Annotated in this window: 2 protein-coding genes; both read right to left on the bottom strand. The window is 37.8% G+C overall.

Going from position 1 to position 21,779, the window contains the following annotated elements:
- Positions 1–440: 440 nt before the first annotated feature.
- Positions 441–7,484: a T9SS type A sorting domain-containing protein gene (locus ACIQ2J_RS06425; RefSeq protein ID WP_396167647.1), complete on the bottom strand. Its 7,044-nt coding sequence runs from the start codon at positions 7,482–7,484 to the stop codon at positions 441–443.
- Between the two features lie 33 nt (positions 7,485–7,517).
- Positions 7,518–21,731, bottom strand: coding sequence for a GEVED domain-containing protein (locus ACIQ2J_RS06420; protein WP_396167643.1), 14,214 nt, complete (start codon positions 21,729–21,731; stop codon positions 7,518–7,520).
- Positions 21,732–21,779: the final 48 nt, after the last annotated feature.

The raw sequence follows: 21,779 nt of genomic DNA, 5'->3' as shown, positions 1-21,779 counted from the left end.
AAATAACTTTTGGCTAATTAAAAAAGCCAAAAAAGTTATTCTGAAATTATGCTGAATTGAAATAAAAAACTAAATTTGATTATTAAAATAATAACTGACCTTGTTGCATTAAGGTCTTGAATCCGCCGTTTCGGTAAGACCTTATAGAGTTACGGTAGGTCAGTATAGAGTTTCGGTAAGACCTTATTGAGCTTCGGTAGGTCAGTATAGGTTTTCGGTAAGACCTAATAGAGTTTCGGTAGGTCAGTATAGAGTTTCGGTAAGACCTAATAGAGTTTCGGTAGGTCAGTATAGAGTTTCGGTAAGACCTTATAGAGCTTCGGTAAGTCAAAATAGAGTTTCGGTAAGATGCTCCAACTACCAATGCGGGTGCTTAATTTCATTAAAAAAGCCCCCTCAATTTCTTGAGGGGGCTTTAAATTATTTAGATGTTTTAAAGATTATCTCTTAATTACACGTAGTGTTTTAACAGTATCTCCTTGGCTTACAATCACGTTGTAAACTCCAGAAGGGAAGTTAGCACCTACTTCAAATCCTTCTACTTCTGTAGTTTGTAGGATTTGGTTATCAATTAATTTTCCTAACATATCGTAAACTTTAATTTGTAAAGCTTCCTCACTACTAGTTTTAATATCTAGTTTAAAGTTCTCTGCAAATGGGTTTGGATACGCTGTAGCTTTAAACTCTATAGTAGTAACCGCTTCTTCTCTAACTGTAGTAGTACACTCTTTGATCCAAACGTTTACTGGAACGCTATATGCTAATGTAGCACATGGACCGCTTGTAAACTTAGCTCGGAACCAAACATTACCAGTAGTTAAACTGGTTGCAATAAAACTAGAAGAAGTAGCTCCAGAAATATCTGTCCAAGTAGCTGTAGCAGTTGTATTAGTAACAGCTGTTGCACTTGTACCAGCATTATAGTATTGCCATTGGATAGAACCTATAGAACCCGCAGCAAGAGTTAATGTTCTTACTCCACTACAAACAGCTGTTGCTAAAGTAGTAGCTCCTGTATGACCAGAAGCTGCCGTAGCTTTCGCTGCAGGACTTACCATTACTGAAACAATATTGGAAGTTGTAATACAAGCACCACTTGTTGCTACCGCTTTATAATAAATAATTGGTGTAGTAGCTGCATAAACTAAACTTCCTGTAGCTAATGAAGTACTTGTAACTGTTGCAGATAATGGAACTAATGTCCATGTTGCAGCTCCAGTTGCGGCTACATAATTTGTAGCTTTATACCAAGAAACAATTCCTACTGATTCTCCTAATGTAAGAGTAGTTCCAGTAGCAGTACAAACATTTGTTGAAGCAGTTGTTAATGTTCCTGCAGATGAAGGTACACTTACAGTAACTTTAACCGCTAGTGAATTCACAGAACATGCTCCATTGGTGAATACAATTCTAAACCAAGTACTTTCTGTTAAAGCAGCTGTTGTTAAAGTACGAACTGGATTAATAGCTGAAGTTGCAGCAATAGCATCCCCAACATTTTCAAATCCTTCTGTTGCAGAAGTTGTTGAACTTTGCCATTGGATACTTCCAACGGAACCTGTAGCTAAACTTAAATTAGTAGTTGCACCAGTACAAATTGTTGCTGGAGCTGCTGTAATAACTTTCGCAACTGCTGCAGGACTAACTGTCACTGAAACAATATTGGAAGTTTCACTACATGCACCACTTTTTGCTACCGCTTTATACCATATTGTTGGTGTAGCTGCTGCATAAGTTAAGTTTCCTGTAGCTAATGAAGAACTTGTTACTGTTGCAGATGATGGAATTAATGTCCATACTGCTGTAGCTGAAGTTGCATTTACATAATTTGTAGATTTATACCAAGAAACAGTTCCTACTGAATCTCCTAAAGTAAGAGTAGTTCCTGTAGCTGTACAAACATTTGTTGAAGCAGTTGTTAAAACTCCTGCAGAAGAAGCTGTACTTACAGTAACTTTAACCGCTAGTGAATTTACAGAACAAGCTCCGTTGGTGAATACAATTCTAAACCATGTATCTTGTGTTAAAGCAGCTGTTGCTAAAGTACTAACTGGATTAATAGCTGAAGTTGCAGCAATAGCATCCCCAACATTTTCAAATCCTTCTGATGCAGAAATAGTTGAACTTTGCCATTGCATACTTCCAACGGAACCTGTAGCTAAACTTAAATTAGTAGTTGCACCAGTACAAATTGTTGCTGGACTTGCAGTAATAACTTTCTTAACTGCTGCAGGACTAACTGTCACTGAAACAATATTGGAAGTTTCACTACATGCACCACTTTTTGCTACCGCTTTATACCATATTGTTGGTTTAGCTGCTGCATAAGTTAAGTTTCCTGTAGCTAAAGTAGAACTTGTTACTGTAGCAGATAATGGAATTAATGTCCATACTGGTGTATCTGAAGTTTCATTTACATAATTTGTAGATTTATACCAAAAAACAGTTCCTACTGAATCTCCTAAAGTAAGAGTAGTTCCTGTAGCAGTACAAACATTTTCAGAAGCAGTTGTTAATTCTCCTACAGAAGAAGCTGTACTTACAGTAACTTTAACCGCTACTGAATTTACAGAACATGCTCCATTAGTGAATACAATTCTAAACCATGTATCTTGCGTTAAAGCATCTGTTGTTAAGGTTCTAACTGGATTAATAGCTGAAGTTGCAGCAATAGCATCTCCAACATTTTCAAATCCTTCTGATGCAGAAACAGTTGAACTTTGCCATTGCATACTTCCAACGGATCCTGTAGCTAAACTTAAATTAGTAGTTGAACCAGTACAAATTGTTGCTGGAGCTGCAGTAATAACTTTCGCAACTGCTGCAGGACTAATAGTCACTGAAACAATATTGGAAGTTGCACTACATGCACCACTTTTTGCTACCGCTTTATACCATATTGTTGGTGTAGCTGCTGCATAAGTTAAGTTTCCTGTAGCTAAAGTAGAACTTGTTACTGTAGCAGATAATGGAATTAATGTCCATACTGCTGTAGCTGAAGTTTCATTTACATAATTTGTAGATTTATACCAAGAAACAGTTCCTGTTGAATCTCCCAATGTAAGAGTAGTTCCTGTAGCAGTACAAACATTTTCAGAAGCAGTTGTTAATTCTCCTACAGAAGAAGCTGTACTTACAGTAACTTTAACCGCTACTGAATTTACAGAACATGCTCCATTAGTGAATACAATTCTAAACCATGTATCTTGCGTTAAAGCATCTGTTGTTAAGGTTCTAACTGGATTAATAGCTGAAGTTGCAGCAATAGCATCTCCAACATTTTCAAATCCTTCTGATGCAGAAACAGTTGAACTTTGCCATTGCATACTTCCAACGGATCCTGTAGCTAAACTTAAATTAGTAGTTGAACCAGTACAAATTGTTGCTGGAGCTGCAGTAATAACTTTCGCAACTGCTGCAGGACTAATAGTCACTGAAACCACATTGGAAGTTGTAATACAAGCACCACTTGTTGCCACCGCTTTGTACCATATTGTTGGAGTAGCTGCTGCATAAACAATAGATCCTGTAGCTAAACCAGAACTTGTTACTGTAGCAGATAATGGAACTAATGTCCATGCTGCTGCAGCTGAAGTTGCATTTACATAATTTGTAGATTTAAACCAAGAAACAGTTCCATTTGCATCACTTAATGTAAGATTAGTTCCTGTTGCAGTACAAATTGTATCTGCTGCAGTAGTTAAATCTCCTATAGAAGCTGGTGTGCTTACAGTAACTTTCACTGGGGTAGAAATTGCATAACATGCTCCGTTTGTGAATATAATTCTATACCAAGTATCTTGATCTAAAGCTCCAGTTGACATAGTCACTACTGAGTTTAAAGCTGTTGTAGAGGCAATAAGAGTTCCAAGATCTTCAAATCCATCTGTTGCAGATGTGATTGATTTTTGCCATTGGATACTTCCCACTGATCCTGTAGCTAAATTTAAATTAGTGCTTGCTCCAGTACAAATTGTTGCTGAAGTTGCAGTAATTACTTTCGCAACTGCTGCAGGACTAACTGTCACTGAAACAACATTTGAAGTTGCATTACAAGCACCACTTGTTGCTACAGCTTTGTACCATGTTGTTGGTGTAGCTGCTGCATAAGTTAAGTTTCCTGTAGCTAATGAAGAACTTGTTACTGTTGCAGATGATGGAATTAATGTCCATACTGCTGTAGCTGAAGTTGCATTTACATAATTTGTAGATTTATACCAAGAAACAGTTCCTGTTGCATCTATTAAGGTAAGATTTGTTCCTGTTGCAGTACAAACTGCATCTGATGCAGTAGTTAATTCTCCTGCAGAAGCTGGTGTGCTTACAGTAACTTTCACTGGGGTAGAAATTGCATAACATGCTCCGTTTGTGAATATAATTCTATACCAAGTATCTTGATCTAAAGCTCCAGTTGACATAGTCACTACTGAGTTTAAAGCTGTTGTAGAGGCAATAAGAGTTCCAAGATCTTCAAATCCATCTGTTGCAGATGTGATTGATTTTTGCCATTGGATACTTCCCACTGATCCTGTAGCTAAACTTAAATTAGTACTTGCTCCAGTACAAATTGTTGCTGCACTTGCAGTAATAGCTTTCGCAACTGCTGCAGGACTAACTGTTACTGAAACAACATTTGAAGTTGCATTACAAGCACCATTAGTAACTACCGCTTTATACCAAGTTGTTGGTGTAGCTGCTGCATAAGTTAAGTTTCCTGTAGCCAATGCAGAACTTGTTACTGTTGCAGATAAAGGAACTAATGTCCATACTGCTGCAGCTGAAGTTGCATTTACATAATTTGTAGATTTATACCAAGAAACAATTCCTGTTGCATCAACTAAGGTAAGATTCGTTCCTGTTGCAGTACAAACTGCATCTGATGCAGTAGTTAAATCTCCTGCAAAAGCTGGTGTGCTTACAGTAACTTTCACTGGGGTAGAAATTGCATAACATGCTCCGTTTGTGAATATAATTCTAAACCATGTATCTTCTGCTAAAGTTCCAGTTGACTTAGTCAAAACTAAGTTTGAAGCTGTTGTTGCAGCTATAACTGTATCAAAATCCTCAAATCCATCAGTTGCAGATATAGTTGATTTTTGCCATTGTACACTTCCGATTGATCCTGTAGCTAAACTTAAATTAGTACTTGATCCTGCACAAATTGTTGCTGCACTTGCAGTAATAGCTTTAGCAACTGCTGCAGGACTAACTGTCACTGAAACAACATTTGAAGTTGAATGACATGCGCCACTAGTAACTACCGCTTTATACCAAGTTGTTGGCGTAGCTGCAGCATAAGTTAAGTTTCCTGTAGCCAATGCAGAACTTGTTACTGTAGTAGATAATGGAACCAATGTCCATGTTGCAGCTCCAGTTGCGGCTACATAATTTGTAGATTTAAACCAAGAAACAGTTCCATTTGAATCACCTAAAGTAAGATTAGTTCCTGTTGCAGTACAAACATTTGCAGTAGCAGTTGTTAATTCTCCTACAGAAGTTGCAGGACTCACTGTGATTTTAATAGGTGTTGATGTAGCTGAAGAACATACTCCATTAGTAGCTTTTACTCTAAACCAAGTGTCTTGAGATAAAGGTCCAGTACTTAATGTAAGTGCTAAATTAGTAGCTGAAATTGCAGATTGTTCAATTAAACTACCTACAGGAGAATACCAAGTTCCATCTGTAGAAGATTCCCATTGGATATCTCCAATACTACCTGTTGCTAAAGACAAATTCACACTAGATCCTTCACAAGTTGTTAAAAGTGGGGACAAAGTTCCTACAACAGTTATTGCAGTAGCTTTTGAAACCGTAATTAAGTCTGTAATGGTAGCAACCGCAGAGGTTGTAATTCCACATGAGCTTGTAATAGCTACTCTATACTTTGTTCCTGATGCAGGAAGTACTAAAGTACTTTTTGTAATATTTAAAGTTGCAGTATTCGCCCCTGAATAATTAGAATTGTTTGAAACTAATGTCCAAGTAGTAGCTGTTGCAGCTTGAGAATACCAACTATAGGTTGCTAATTCATTATCTGCTACTACAGTTAGGGAAGCTGTTCCTCCTATAACTTTACAAATACTTGCGCTAGCTGGCTGAGAAATAATAGTACTATTATTAATAGTTAAATGTAAGGTTGCTACATTAGTACATCCTGAAGCATTTGTAGTACTAAAAGTATAATCGCCACTTTCTGAATAAGTAGTACCATTCCATTCATAACTACCACAAGCAACATGAGTTTCTTCTGAAACTGAGTTGTTGTTAATAGTTAAATGTAAGGTTGCTACATAAGTACATCCTGAAGCATTTGTACCTGTAAAGGTTTTGTCTCCACTAGTAGTATATACCGTTCCATTCCAAGAGTAACTATCACAAGCAACTTGAGTTTCTTCTGTAGTTGTACTGTTGTTAATGGTTAAGTTTAAGGTATTGTTTACTGAACATCCATTGTCATTTGTAGTAGTTACTAAAAAATTACCACTAGCATTATAGGTTACCCCATTTATTGCCCAAACATAACTATCACATTCGGCAATAGTAGTTTCAGTAGTCAATTGACTTGGACCATCCACCGTTACTCCTGTTGCAGTAACATCTGAACATCCTACGTTAGAAACAACAACAGTATGTGCACCGGCTGTTAAGCCAGTAATAGTAAATACTCCGTTGGATACATTAGCACCTTGAGAAACGCCACCATCCACAGTGTAAGATATAATATCTGTAGCTGAAGATACAGGTGACAAAGTAATAGTAGAACTACCATTACTTCCTCCAAAACAAGTTACAGCACTAGATGCCGTTTGACTTGCTATAGTACCGCAAATTTGTGGGTTCAACAAAATAGTATAAGGCGTATTATTTGCATCATTACAAACTAATGTGCCTGCAGCAGATGAAGATAAAGGCGTAGAACTAAAATTGGTATTACAATAAACTGTTGCAGCAAACTGAGTATAACCTGATCGAACAGCATACTGCTCGGTTAGTGTAGCTGCAAAACTTTGCGTCCATGGAATATCACTAGTAAATCTAAAACGTGCGAACTTCATTGGCGTATTAGCTGGTAAATTAACGGTATTACCGCTTGATAAAGTAACAGCTGTATTTGTCCATTTTAACTGTCGCGATGCAACAGTATGTATAACTTGAGTTGCAGATAGATTATTAAAGTTTGGAAAATTACCTGTTTGTGATGGTTGGGTAATACAGGTAAAAGTACCTGTAGCTCCGGTAGGTAGCATTCCAACGTTATAAACCACTGATCCTTGTATGGCACCAAGCTTTAAAGATGTACTCCCTGTATTGGATACATAAACATCGAACTCTAGAGTTGTAGTGGTAGGATTACTAATGTTTTGAAGTGTTACCGTTACCTGATTCCCAGTACAAGACTGGGAATAACTAGTAACTGTAAACATCATTAAGAACATCATTATCAAACCAGTAAACAAACTCTTATTCTTGATTTTTGATTTCATATTATTTATTATTAATGTTATTTATTTTATAGACTAATTGAAAGGGTTCACTGAATAAATAAAGTTATTTGAATTGGTTTCCCAAATTGAATAATCTAAATTATCCACATTACCATCTCCATTTAAGTCTGTAGGATAATAACCAGACATAAAGTTGTTTACATCTTCTTCCCATACAGAATAATCTAAGTTATCAATATTGGTATCTTGATTAATATCTCCTGAGTAGATTGCGAATACACCTGGTGAAACTTGAACCATATTTGCACCAAAAGCTTTATTAGCAGCATTAGTGAAATTGTAAGTTAAAGGAGTAAGACCAATAGTTTGTGGTAATGCACTCCATGTTTCAACAGCGTTTTTGTATTTAACAACTACATAGAAAGATCCTGCAGGTCCAGTAGCAAAAGTAGCTACAGCTGTTCCATCTGTTTTTAATGCAGCAATTGCTGTATCTACTAAAGTACCATTTGCAACAGTTCTTAGTTCTACAGTTACATCATCCACGTCTGTGTTAGTTGCACCAACAACATATTGATTGAATTTAGCTGGAACCATAGATTGTGTAGCTGCACTATAGTAACCCTCAATGTTAAATTTCAAATTAACAACAGAAGGACAAATGTTAGTGGTACTGTAAACAGTATCATTACAATCTAAATTGTTTACTGAATAACCCGCTGGGGTTGTAGCAGTACAATAACTTGTTGTTATTACAGATCCAAAACCATCACCGTCAGCATCTACATAGTAAGGAACTATTGCATTAATTGCAGGATTAGTATCGTCACAATCTGCATTGTTTAATACAAAACCAGCAGGTGCAACACCACAACCTACTTGTGTAAGTGCATTGTTACCAAAACCGTCACCATCTGCATCAGCATAATAAGTAACTAATGGATTAACTGCAATAACTAACGTGTTGTTAGCTGTAATAGCTGTAGGACAATTTGGAGTTAAATCGGTTCTTGTTATAGTTGTAATTACTAAAGTTTTACCATTGTTAATCGCTGGTAAAGAAACTGTAAACATAGCGTTTCCAGAAGCATCAGCAACTACACCAGTAATTGCTGTTTGAGCAACACCGTTAATAGTATAACTAAGAGTAGAAGTACTGTTAGCAACTAAACCTGTTAAATTAAATGTTGTTGGAGATCCAGAACAAGTAACAGCTGGTTGTACAATAGAACCTAAAGTAGAAGGCGCTAAAATAGTTACATCAACAGAAGCAGTATTAGAACATCCAAGTAAATTGGTTGCTGTAACAGTATACGTAATATTAGCAGTTGGCTTAGTATAAACTGTAGTAGCCATTCCACCTGTGTAAGCTGTTGTAGCAGCTGCATTAGTATATAAATCTGTTGTTGGACTCCAAGTTAAAGAACCGCTAATTACACCGAAGCGCATGTTTGGTCTTGTTGTTGAAGTAGTTCCAGAAGCATTTGAACATACCGAACCACTGTTATCTGCAGAATAATAAGTAGTAAGGGCAGTAGCATTCGTAGTTGATTTTACGTTTGCTGAATTTGTACTAGACCCACCACCATTATTGTTATCAAAACAGAATTGTATCACTAAATTAGAAGTACCATCCCAAGTAAAGTTAGTATCTAACGGTAACGTAGCAGTAAATGGTGCTGCACCGGTTAATACATAATTAGTAGGTGCTTTAACCGTTGTCATACCTGTTTCAAAAGCAGCAGCTGAAACCGTTGCAGTTGAATTCTTCATTGCAATGTTAAAACCGTTAAATGTAAACGGACTAGAATAAGCCGTAATATCTAAACCTAACGAAGTAATAACAGTTCCATTAACATATCCTAAAGCTGATAATTCAGCAGCAGTATATATATATTGCGATTTATTACCTCCCCAGTACCCTTTAAATGGTGTAGATGTAGTATTAGTAACTGAACCTGTTCCAATTACTCCATTTTGAGCAAAAGATGTTGTAGATACCGATAAGGCATTAACACCACCAATACAAACTGAAGGAGCTGCTGGAGAAAATACTGGAGCTACTGGTTGACTAACTGTCAATGTAGCAACACTAGAAGTAACACCAACACAAGGATTAGCATCCGATACTAAAGCACGGAATTGCGTACCTGTCATAGTTGCTGTAACCGCAGTTAAAGCTAAAGTAGCTGTAGTAGCACCAGAATAAGCACCACCATCCGTAACATTAGACCATGTAGTTCCGTTAGAACTCATTTGCCATTGGTACACCACATTGGTTCCTGTAGCAGCAACTGTCATACTTGAATTAGCACCAGCACAAACTGTTGCTGAAGTAGGTTGCGTTGTAACTACAACTGTAGAATAAACTGTAATTGTAACATCTGTAACACTGTTATTGTTACAAGCTGTAACTGTATTGGTTACTGTATATGTACCTGGAGCAGCAGTTGCAAAGTCAATTGCTCCTGTGGTAGCATTAACTGTTAATCCTGTAGCAGGAGAAACTGTAAATGCACCTGGTGTTCCAGTTATTGTAGGAGTAACTATACCACTGTTGTTGCAATACGTAGCAGCTGCATAAGTAAAGCCAGAGAATAATACCGACTCATTAATCACCACTGTTGTTGTAGCCGTTTGTGGCGTACAATACGTTGTTGGATTAGTAGTATAAGTAACTACATAAGTACCAGGAGTACTAGTAGCAGGATTAATATCCCCAGAAGTACCATCAAGACTTAAACCAGAAGTTGAAGTATACGTACCACCTGTGTAAGCATTAGTTCCATTTAAAGTAACAGAACCTACTGCTGCATTGTTACAGAAAGGTGCACCAGCATAACTAATAGTAGCTGTTGGTGTAGGATCTACAGTAGCAATTACTGCAGTTCTTGCTGATTGACAAGCTGAAATTGTTCTTAAGTTATATAAGAAGTAATTCAAAGTAGTAGTACCAGTACTTGTAGCACCGTTAACAATAGTACCAACACCATTTCCTAATGGAGATGGGAAACTACCAGAAGAGTAGCCTAAAGCACCTGTTTGAGATGTTACTAAAATTTTATATCCAGTTCCAACAGGAAGTGACCAACCTAAATTAATAGTTTGAGGCGTAGCTATAGTTCCTGCAATTACAGCTCCTGAAGTAGGACCAGCAACAACAGTACCTGCGCTATTTACTAATTGCATAGTAACTGTACCTGCATTGGTAGAATAAACATCCAAAGAGGTTAATACAGAAGCAGTAGTAATATCTAAAACTAAACCAGTATTAATGGTTGTTGTAGTAAATGTTGGAGTACCATTATTAGAAACTTGCGCTGTACCACCTGCAGATGCCTGAGCATAATAAGTAGTAGTAGCTGAAATACTAGGCGTAGTAAAACTAGTACCTGTACCAATTGGAGAACCTCCGTTAAGAGCAGCAAACCAATTAATAGTTGCTCCTGCATTTCCAGCAGCACCTAAAACAACCGTACCTGTTGCACATCTTCCTCCAGGAGTTGACTCTATAACAAGTGGATTAGCAACCGTAATAGCAATTGTATTAGAGTTAGCACTTAGAGTACTATTAGTACAAGTTACTGTACAATAGTAGTAAGCATCTGCTGTTAAGTTTCCTGTAGCTAAAGTAGTTGTAGTAGCATCCGCAATTGGAGCAAAACTAGTTCCGTTAGCAGAATAATACCATTGGTAAGCTATACCAGTAACACCAGTAGTAGAACCATTTAATACCACATTAGTACCATTACCATAACACATTGAAGTAGAAGCAACAGAAGCTATTCCAGCTGCTGGTGTTCCATCACAAGGAGGTGTAGGCATTACATTAACTAAATAATCTTCGGTTTCACCCCAAGAATAGGTAGCACATGCAGTAATCGCACCAGTTGTTTCAATATTTATTACACGCATACGAGTGATTCCTAAAGCTGCAGAAGCAGGAATAGTAATTGTACCTGTTTGGGTATTATTTCCTACAGCAGCAGTTGCTTGTTGGAAAACATTTTCTCCAGCATCTGTAAAGTCACCATTTTGGTTCCAGTCAATAAAGATTGCAAATTTATTGTTGTAATTTCCTCCACAAGATGTTTGTGTTACTGAGAAAGGAACAACTGCAGATCTTGTTAAATCAGCCGGTTGTGGCGCACCATTACCATTAGTATAATTAGAATATCTGAAAGGAACAGAACCTGAACCTGGAGCAACATCGCCACAAGAAGAAGAATTGTTTAATGAACCAATAGTTACATTAGTAATTTCTTCATCATCATCAGATGTAGCATTAGAAGCACAATAATCGGTAACTGTTAATAGAGCACCTGTTGAAGTAACATAACATCCATTATTATTTGCTATACTACGGTAGTAGTTTCCTGCTCCAAGAACAGTAGCTCCAGAAGTAGTAACAGATAAAGAAGCTGTAGTATTACCTAAATAAGAATTTCCTATAGGAGTAGCATCTATTACATCTGCATACGTTCCATTCATAGTAGCAGAACTTTGCCATTGGTACGAAGTTGCAGCACTAGCAGTAACTGTAAATATAGCAGTAGTTCCTCTAATAACCGATACAGCAGTTGGCGCAGCAGTAATAGTAGGATTATTGATATGTAAAGTAGCGATTGCAGAAGGTACACTTGAACATACTGCATTACCAGAAACAACAACTTGATATTGTGTTCCCTCTGCAGTAGGTGCAGGATTCACTATAGAAATAGAAGCTGTTGTAGCATCTGTTCCAGTATAGTTAGACCAAGTAGTTCCATTAGTACTGTATTGCCATTGGTAAGATAATTCATCCCCTGTAGCAACTGCAGTAAATGTAGCTATACCACCACCAATACAAACCGCTTGATCTGTAGGTTGAGTAGTAATAACTACTGGATCTTTAACTGTTAAGGTACCAGAGTTACTTGTTATGTAAGAATTTACAATACAAGTAAATTTAACTCCATTGTTTGCAAGTGTAATACCTGAAACGTTTAAAGTTAATTGATCTGTTCCAGCAAAAGTAAGTCCATTAGCGTTTAAACCATTTGCAATATCTGCATAGTTAAGTCCGTTATCGGTACTCATTTGCCATTGAATAGAAAAAGGTTCGTCACCACTAGTAGCAATACTAAAAGTAGTAGCGCCAGAGTTACACATAGTAACATCTAATGGTTGCGAAGCAAAACCTGTGTTACTAATATTTAAAACAGCAACAACTGGAGTTAATGTAGTACAAGGAGCAGCTCCTGTAACTAAACATTGGTATTGATAACCATCAAATGTAGCTTCAATGTTATTTACTGCAAGAGTTGCAGTAGTAACACCAGCGTAGTTTCCAGCATTAGATAAGTTAACCCATCCAGAACCGTTGTTTAATTGCCATTGGTACGTATAAGTAGCACCAGAAGCAGTAGCAACTGTAAAAGTAGTAGATTGACTAGCAACAACCGTTTGTGTAGTTGTAGTACCTATTGAAAGAATAGCACCTGAGTTAATTACTGTAACCGTAACTAATCTAGTTGCTTTACATCCAGTAACCAAATCTGTAGCTTCCACTGTGTACGTTGTAGTAACATTTGGAGTCGCTATAACCGAAGCAGAAGTAGTTCCATTTAAACCTAATGCAGGAGACCATACATAAGTATATCCTGAACCTAAAGCTTCTAGTGTAGTAGAAGTTCCACTACAGATAGTAACATCACTAGACACTGTGAAAACAGGTAAAGCAATTGGAGATACTGTTGTAGTAGCAGTTGTAGTACAAGCGCCATTAGCAGCAGTAGCAGTATAAACTATTTCAGTAGTTGGTTTAGTATAAACAACACTAGTATTAGCACCACTGTAAGCAGTTGTAGCCGCAGCATTAGTATATAAATCTGTTGTAGGTGACCAAGTTACTGCTGTAGGATTTACTGTAGAATATCCAAAAGTAATATTTGGTCTAGTAGTACTTGTAGTAGGTGTTGGAGCTGAAGCCCAAAAACCTGCGTTATTAGAACTAGAATAAGCATACAGTACCGAATTATTTGTAGTAGTAGTATAATAAGTTGTTGCATTACCATTACCGAAAGCTTCCGATTGACGGATATCGATAACAATGTTAGAAACACCATCCCATACGTAAGGTGTACTAAATGTAATAGTATTTAAACCTACAGCTGGCGTAACCGCTGCTGGACCATATACATTAGTTAAACCATTAGTTGAAAAGGCTGTTAAAGCAGCACTTGAAGTAGAACCAATTTTTACATTATAATCTGTAATTGGTGCAGAAGTATCTTGTAAACCTGAAATATTAAATTGCAATGAAGAAATACTTCCTGCAGTAGTAATACCAGCAGCATTTAACTCAGCAGCTGTGAACAAATATTGTTGCCAGTTTTGGTACCAATAATTAGCAAATGCTGTTGGGTAAGAAAATGAAGATGTTAATGCTGTACCTGCACCGATAGTAGCATTACCAGCACCTCCAATTGTACCACCATTAGCAGTTAAAGACATTACTGCATTAGTACAAACCGAAGTTGCACCTTGTGTAATACTTAAAGCACTTGGGTAAGCAGCTACAGTTACTGTAACAGTAGCAGCAGCAGTAGTACATTCGTTAGAATCTACACCTGTAACGCTATAAGTAGTGGTTGCACCAGGAGTAGCGATAACGCTTGCACTAGTAGTACCATTTAAACCTAAAGCAGGAGTCCATACATAAGAAACCGCACCAGAAGCAGTTAATGTAGTGCTTCCACCAGTACAAACAGTAACGGCAGGAGATACAGTTAACACAGCAGGAGCAATAACCGTAGTTGTTACTTCTGTTCTAGGGCTTTCACAACCACCAGGACTAACTACAGAAACGTAGAAAGTAGTAGTTGCACTTACACTTTCAGTATACGTTGTAGAAGTACTAGTTTGTAAAGCAGTTGTAGTAGTTGCATCTGCATACCATTTGATAGTAGGCAAAGTATAACCATTAGCATCTGCAACAGCAATTGTAGGAACTCTTGTACCACATTGTGATGCATTAGTTGCTGTAGGAGCTAGTGGGAAAGGATACACAGTAACTGTAGTTGTAGCAGAACCTGTACAACCTGTAGTACCGTTATAACCATAAACATTATAAGAAGTAGTTTCCGTTGGAGTAACAGTTAAAATGTTTCCTGTTGAAGCTGCTGGGTCGTTCCAAGTATATACTAAAGAACCTACACCTTGAACAGTTTTTTGACCTCCTAAAGTAAATTTAGGACGACTACTAGATACCGTACCTGAAGTCTGTGCCAACATTGCAGCTGGTGCTTGACCATCCGCTTGTTTATAAACAGCACAATTAAATCCAGGCGCATCATACTTCATAGTAGAAGCTGTTGAAGTAGATGCAGAAGGTACTCTACTCCAAGAGAAAGTAACAACTAGATTAGAAGTTCCATTCCAAGCAAAACTAGTAGAAGAACCAGTCCCTGTTCCAAAAGATAAAGTATTTACAGCATTAGCTACTGGAGTGAAACCAGAATCTGTTTCTGTACCAGCATAAACCTGAGTACCATTAGCTAAGAAAGTAGATGTTAATACCGAGTCTGTTGTAGAATTTAAACTAAGTGAGAATCCTTGATAAGATTGACCTGAAGTTGTTGGTTCAAAAGCTAATGAAGTAAGATTACCAGCAACAAATCCTTGTGCAGTTAACTCAGAAGCTTTTATTAAATATTGTGATTTTGCACCACCCCAAAATCCAGGAAGCAATGAAGCACCTGTACCACTTGAAGTTAAAGCACCAGCACCAATAGGACCTACACCTGCACCAATTACTGGAGTTAAAGCGGTCAAAGTTGATGGAGATCCAATACAAACAGCTTGAGGAGTTGGAGTAATTGTAATTGCTGGTAAAGCAGTAGGCGTTACTACTACATTAGCTGTAGCAGAACATAAACCATCCGTAGCAGTTACTGTATACGTAGTAGTTGCAGTTGGGCTAAATATCCAACCAGTAGTTGCATCACCTGTAACAGTAGCTGCATTAGTCCAAGAATAACTAGTATATGTACCTGTAGTATCACCATTAGTAGCAATAGTTACTGGAGTTAAACTTGCAGAACCATTACAGTTAGTAGTTGCAGTTGCAGATAGTGTAAAAGGGTAAGGGGTATTAGCCGTTACCGTAACAGCAGTTCTAGGACTTTCACATAAACCATCCGCACTTGCTTCGGCAACATAAAAAGTTGTGGTAGCAGCAACTGGGTAACTTACTAGCGTACTAGCTGATTGACCAGATAAAGCAGTACCATTTAAAGCAACTGTGTACCATTTGAAAGTATTTCCAACAATACCTGTACCCGTAACCGAACAAGTTGGCGTTTGAGAACCACATTGTGTACTATCTGTACCAGTTGGTGCAGGAATTGTAGAATTAATAGATACTAAAGAAGTAGTTGCAGAATTCGTACATCCTGTTGCAGCAATTGTTGCTGTAGCAGTAAATGCTTGCGTAACTATTGCACTACTAGTGTTAGTAATTGTTGTAGAACCCAAAGCAGTTGTTACTGCAGGAGTTGAATTCCAAGACCAAACATAACCAGAAGCAAAATTTGTAGCTAAAACACCACCAAAAGTGAATTTTGGACGACTACTAGATGTTGTACCAGTAGCTTGAGCCAACATTGCCGCAGCAGATTGATTATCCGCTTGTTTGTAAGTAGTACAAGTATAACTAGCTGTATCGTATTTCATAGTAGAACCTGTAGCAGTTGAAGCCAAAGGCAATCTACTCCATGAAAATGTAAGTACAAGATTAGAAGTTCCGTCCCAAGCAAAACTGCTTGCAGAACCTGTACCTGTTCCAAATGATAAAGTATTAAGAGTATTAGCAGCAGGAGTGAAACCGTTATCGGTTAAAGTTCCAGCATATACTTGAGTACCATTAGCAAGGAAAGTTGAAGTTAAAGCTGTAGCAGTAGTAGATCCAACGCTTAAAAAGAAACCTTGGTAGGTTTGTCCTGAAGTAGTTGGTTCAAATGCAACTGAAGTAATATTACCAGCAGCAAAACCTAAAGCAGTTAACTCGGAAGCTTTCACTAAATATTGTGTTTTTGCTCCTCCCCATGCACCAGGCAATAAAGAAGCAGCTGTACCAGATGAACTTAAAGCACCTGCACCAAGAGCAGCTGTACCATTAGCATTAGCAATACTTGCAGCAGCTAAATTGATAGTAGCATCACTACATAATGCAGCAGGTGTAGCCGTTACAGCAGTAATAATTGGTAAAGGATTAACTGTTACCGAAACGGTTGGAGCAAACGAACATGATCCGTTAGTTGTAAATGTATACACATACGTTCCAGCAGCAGTAGGCGTTACCGTAGCAGAATCACCAGATACCGCCGTTGTAGCACCACTTCCATTTAAAGCGCAAGCCCAAGAAGAAGTTGTAGTACCAGGAGCACCTGTGTACACTGCAGAAAGTGTTATTGAAGCGCCAACACAAATAGTAGATGCACTAGTAGAAACCGTTACACCAGTAACTGTTAAAGTAGCAACATCCGAAGTTACCGTACTACAAGGAGAAACTCCAGTTACGATAACTTTGTATTGATTTCCGTTAAGAGCAATAGTTGGATTAGCAATAGTATAAGTAGTAGCAGTAGCTCCTGAAACATTTGTCCAAGAAGCACCATTAGTACTCATTTGCCATTGGTACGCTAAACCAGTACCAGTTGCAGCTGCTGTAAATGTTACCGAAGTAGCAGTAGAACAAACAGATTGACTAGTTGGTTGTGTACCTATAACAATAGCATCACTTACCGTTAATAAAGCAGGGTTTGAAGTAATTTGACCCGCATTCAATACACAGTGGTATTGCGCAAGAGAATTAGCAGCAGTTAAACCACTTAATGTAATAGATGCAGTAGTTGCATCGGCAGACAGTAAATCCGTCCAAACAGTACCATTAGTACTGTATTGCCATTGGTAAGATAATATATCTCCACCGGCTTCTACAGAAAAGGTAGCAGTATTATTACTACAAATAGTTTGAGCAGCAGGTTGTGAAACAATACTCACAGTACCTACCCCTAAGTTAGCCGCATTAGAAGTAACCGGCGTACAAGGTGCAGTACCTGAAACCACACAACGGAATTGGTAGTTATTTTGAGCTAGAGTTGTTGTAGACAAAGAATAAGTAGCAGCAGTTGCTCCTGCAATATCCATCCATCCTGTAGAATCGTTTATTTGCCATTGGTAGGTTAAACCTGTACCGGTAGCAGTAACCGTAAATGAAGTAGCTTCACCTACTAAAACTACGGCATTTGCAGGTTGACCTGCAGCAGCAATAGTAACTGGGTTATTAACCGTTACTAATGCAGTAGTTGTATTAACACAACCATTAGCATCGGTACCCGTAACCGTATACGTAGTAGTAGCAGCTGGAGAAGCAATAACGCTTTCACCTGAAGTACCATTTAAACCTAAAGCAGGAGACCAAACGTAACTTACACCACCAGTTGCAGTAATAGCAGAACCAGCAGTACCACAATTAGTAGTACCTGTAGCCGCTATAGTTGGCAAAGCAGTTGGAGTTACAGTAACATTAGCAGTGCTTGAACAAGCACCTAAAGTTGCAGTAACTGTATACGTTTGAGGTGTTAATGAATTAGTATATACTGTAGCAATATTTTCACCAGCATAAGCAGTTGTAGCACCAACATTAGAATATAAATCAGTTGTTGGAGTCCAAGCTAAAGTTGTTGGAGTTGAATTAGTACCAGTAAAAGTAACATTAAATCTGTTTGGAGTTAATGTTCCTACTGCTCCAGCACTTGGAGCTATATTATAAGCAAAATTTGCTTTGTTATCTGAAGCAGCCGTAAGATAAGTTAACGGGTCTGCAGATGCATCTGGTCCATCTTGCCAAACATCAACAACAATATTAGAAGTTCCATTCCATACATATGGAGTTGCAAAATTAATTGTTTGCCAACCCGCAGCAGTGTGTGCATATGAAGTAGGTCCAAATACTGTAGTAAAAGCTGTTGTAGCATAGAACGAAGTATTAGCAAAAGCAGAAGTTTCAGTAGTTCCTATTTTAATAGTAACATTATTAGTGGTTGAAGAACCTTGACTATTAATATTATAAGCTATAGAACCAATATTACCAGCAGTAAGACCTGCAGCAGTTAATTCAGCAGCTGTAAAAATAGTTTGACTCCATGCACTAGCTCTGTATCCATTAAAAGCAGAATAACTACCAGATGAAGTAGATGTAGTAGTACCTGTTCCTATTACTCCTTGCATTGTTCCGCCTACTAATCCACCAGTTGCAGTTAAAGTACTAACTCCTCCTAAACAAACTAATGCAGGATTTTTAGCAATGGTTATTGCTGATGGAGTTGGGTTAACTGTTACCGATACTGTATTGTTAGCCTTACAACCTGCGGTTGAAATACCAGTTACTGTATACGTAGTAGATGTATTTGGAGAAGCATTTACTGTATCTAAAGTTGTACCATTTAAACCTAATGAAGGTGTCCATGTGTACGTATTAGCACCAGTTGCTACTAATGAAGTGCTTGTTCCTGAACAAATAGTTGCTGCAGAACTTACTCCAATTGTAGGAGGAAGCGCAGTAGTAAATGTTGCAACAGAATCTGCAAAACCACCTGGGTTAACAACTCGTATAACTCCATCTACCACATCTGCAGGAGCAGTAACGGTTATTGAAGTAGCCGATTGTGCTGTAATGGTTCCTGCTAAAGTAACTCCAGCACTACCATTAAATAACACAGACGTTACTACATCTAAGCTAGTTCCTGTGATTGTCACTACAGAACCACCATTAGAACAAAGATAGAACGGAGCAAATGGGCTATAAGTAGTTGAATAACCAGTTATAGTTGGTGCAATAATTACACCATTATTCCATTCGTGAGCACCCATGTCTGGAGTACTAGCATCTCTAGTATTTCCATCAAAATCAGAAGTATATCCAGCTATTGTAGCTGCAAAACCACCCGCTAAGTTAATAGCGCCATCTGCAAAATGCAAGAAAGATGCATCTGCACCAGTAGTACTTGCAAAGGCAGGGTTTTGGAATTTAGAAGCATTTTCAATTGGTGTTACAAGAGCTTGGAAAGCTCCAAAAGCATACGCCGTTGTACCATCAAAATAAGTTGCTGTTGTTCCATAAAACAAGTTGTTATTAGAAGTAGCAGCATAGTTTGTTAAAGCAGCAGCAGATCTTTGAAAAGCAACTGCTCTTCCAGTTCCGTTTGCGGATGCATTATTAACAAAAATGTTATTACGCAAATCAATTGAAGTAGGTGTTGCAGAAGCAAAAACCGCAGCGGAACCAAAGTTCACACCAGAACTAGATCCTGAAATATTCACTGTATTATAGTAAACATTAGCCGTAGTTCCACCACTTAAAAAGATACCAACTAAAGATATTGTACTATTTGCAGCAGGGGAAGATAAGTTACCAATAATATTGTTGTAAACATTATTAGTAATTCCACCAGCTATAGTAATACCATAAACTCCTGCTGCAGCAGCAGAAGAACTTAAACCATATATTTTATTGTTAAAAACATTTTCAACAGAAGCTAAAGCGGCACTTGAACCACCAACATACAAACCGTGTATAGTTGTAGCTCCAGAAAAGTTATATATAGTGTTACCAGAAATAATATTGGCAGCACCTAAATATCCCAATCTAATACCCATCATAGTACCTGTGCTTGACGCAGATAAGGAGAAGTTTCTTATAGTATTGTTTTGACATGTTTTATTTCCAGCAGTAGAAGTAAGATTATAAATACCATAAATTGTAACACCTCCAGTTGATAGAGAAGATAATCCTTCTATAGTATTATTCGTCCATATTTCATTAGCAGTATTAGAACCTGAGTAAATAGCATATAAAGCACTTGCACTTGAAGCATTATTATTAGCTAAGTTAGATACCGTATTCGCATTTAAGGTAGTTGTTGTAGTAGCACCTCCGTTATATTGAATACCATACATAGTTCCAGAACCAGTTCTAGTAATATTGTTAACTGTATTATTACTAATAGAAGTTGTAGGCGCATAACCTGCATAAATACCAATCATAGTTCCTGTTGCAGTAACAGAAGCTATATTTCTTACGGTATTTCCGGTTACATTATAAACAGCACCTGCAGTTATATTTGCTAATCCAGAACTAGCAATACCTGTAAAAATAGATCCAGCTGTTGAAGTCCATTGAATATCCGAAATAATATTATTAGTAATACTATTAGTAGAAGTTGAGGCAGCAGAAGCAGAAAAGTTAATTCCTACAAAACCACCAGAAGTTGCAGCAGCAGCATACGTCATGGTTCCAGTTCCTGAATTACTAGCATACCCAATGGTATTTCCCGTAATTACAAAACTTTCCCCTAAAGCTGTAGCTCCAGCATTTACCATATAAATTCCATAATCCGTTTGTAATGTAGTAATTGTTCTAGCAGCAGTTTGGAAAATTTTATTATTGGAAACCGTCCAAGCAGTATTACCTGTAGACATGTAAATAGCAGCACTTGCTGTTGCCGCTTGAAAATAATCAGAGAATTCACAATTGTTGATAGTAATATTACTATTTTGAATTGTAGTATTTGTAGTTGAACCATTTGCAACAATCAATTGACCTGGTAAATTTGTTCCAGCAGGACCAAACTTACACGATTGGAACGAGTTGAAATCATTACCAGATCCTGAAGTCGCCCCAGTACTAATCCATACGTTAGCTGTATTTGAACCAGTAGCACCATTAGCCGAACCTAAAATAGTAAGGTTGTTAAAGGTGTTGTAGGTAGCATCTCCAACCAACTTCAAAGTAGAAGTTCCAGTTGTTGATGCAACGGTGGTGTTAGCAAAGGTTAAATTACCTCCACCATTTACAGTCACGTTATCCGACCCAAGAAAGTTTATTAAAGGTGTACCAGCTGTTGCTGCACCACTCACCGTCCAAGATCCACCATCAGGGGCAATCGTCAAAGACGTCCAGGTACCAGCAACTAATGTTGCTCCTGTGGCGGGCTCTGAGGTATTACCTGTTATAGTGACCGTAATGTTTGCACCTACTTGAGCAACCGGAATTGCGGCAAATGCAGCAGACAAAGTCGGATACGTACCATTACCTGTGACAGCACCGGCAACCGTAACTTGACCTTGAACGCTAATGAAACTGAACAAAACAAAAAATAGCAACCAGGTCGCTTTCTTCTGAATCGTTCGTTTGAGACTGGCAAATATGCCGGAACTCAAAGAATTGTAGTCATTCATCATAATTAAAAAATTTGGTTATTGTAAATATTATATTATCTGTAATTAATA

The sequence above is a fragment of the Flavobacterium sp. genome, assembly GCF_044357305.1.
Classification (GTDB): Bacteria; Bacteroidota; Bacteroidia; order Flavobacteriales; family Flavobacteriaceae; genus Flavobacterium.
The sequence above is the reverse complement of the archived record's forward strand: the minus strand, read 5'-3'. Positions and strand labels throughout refer to the sequence as shown.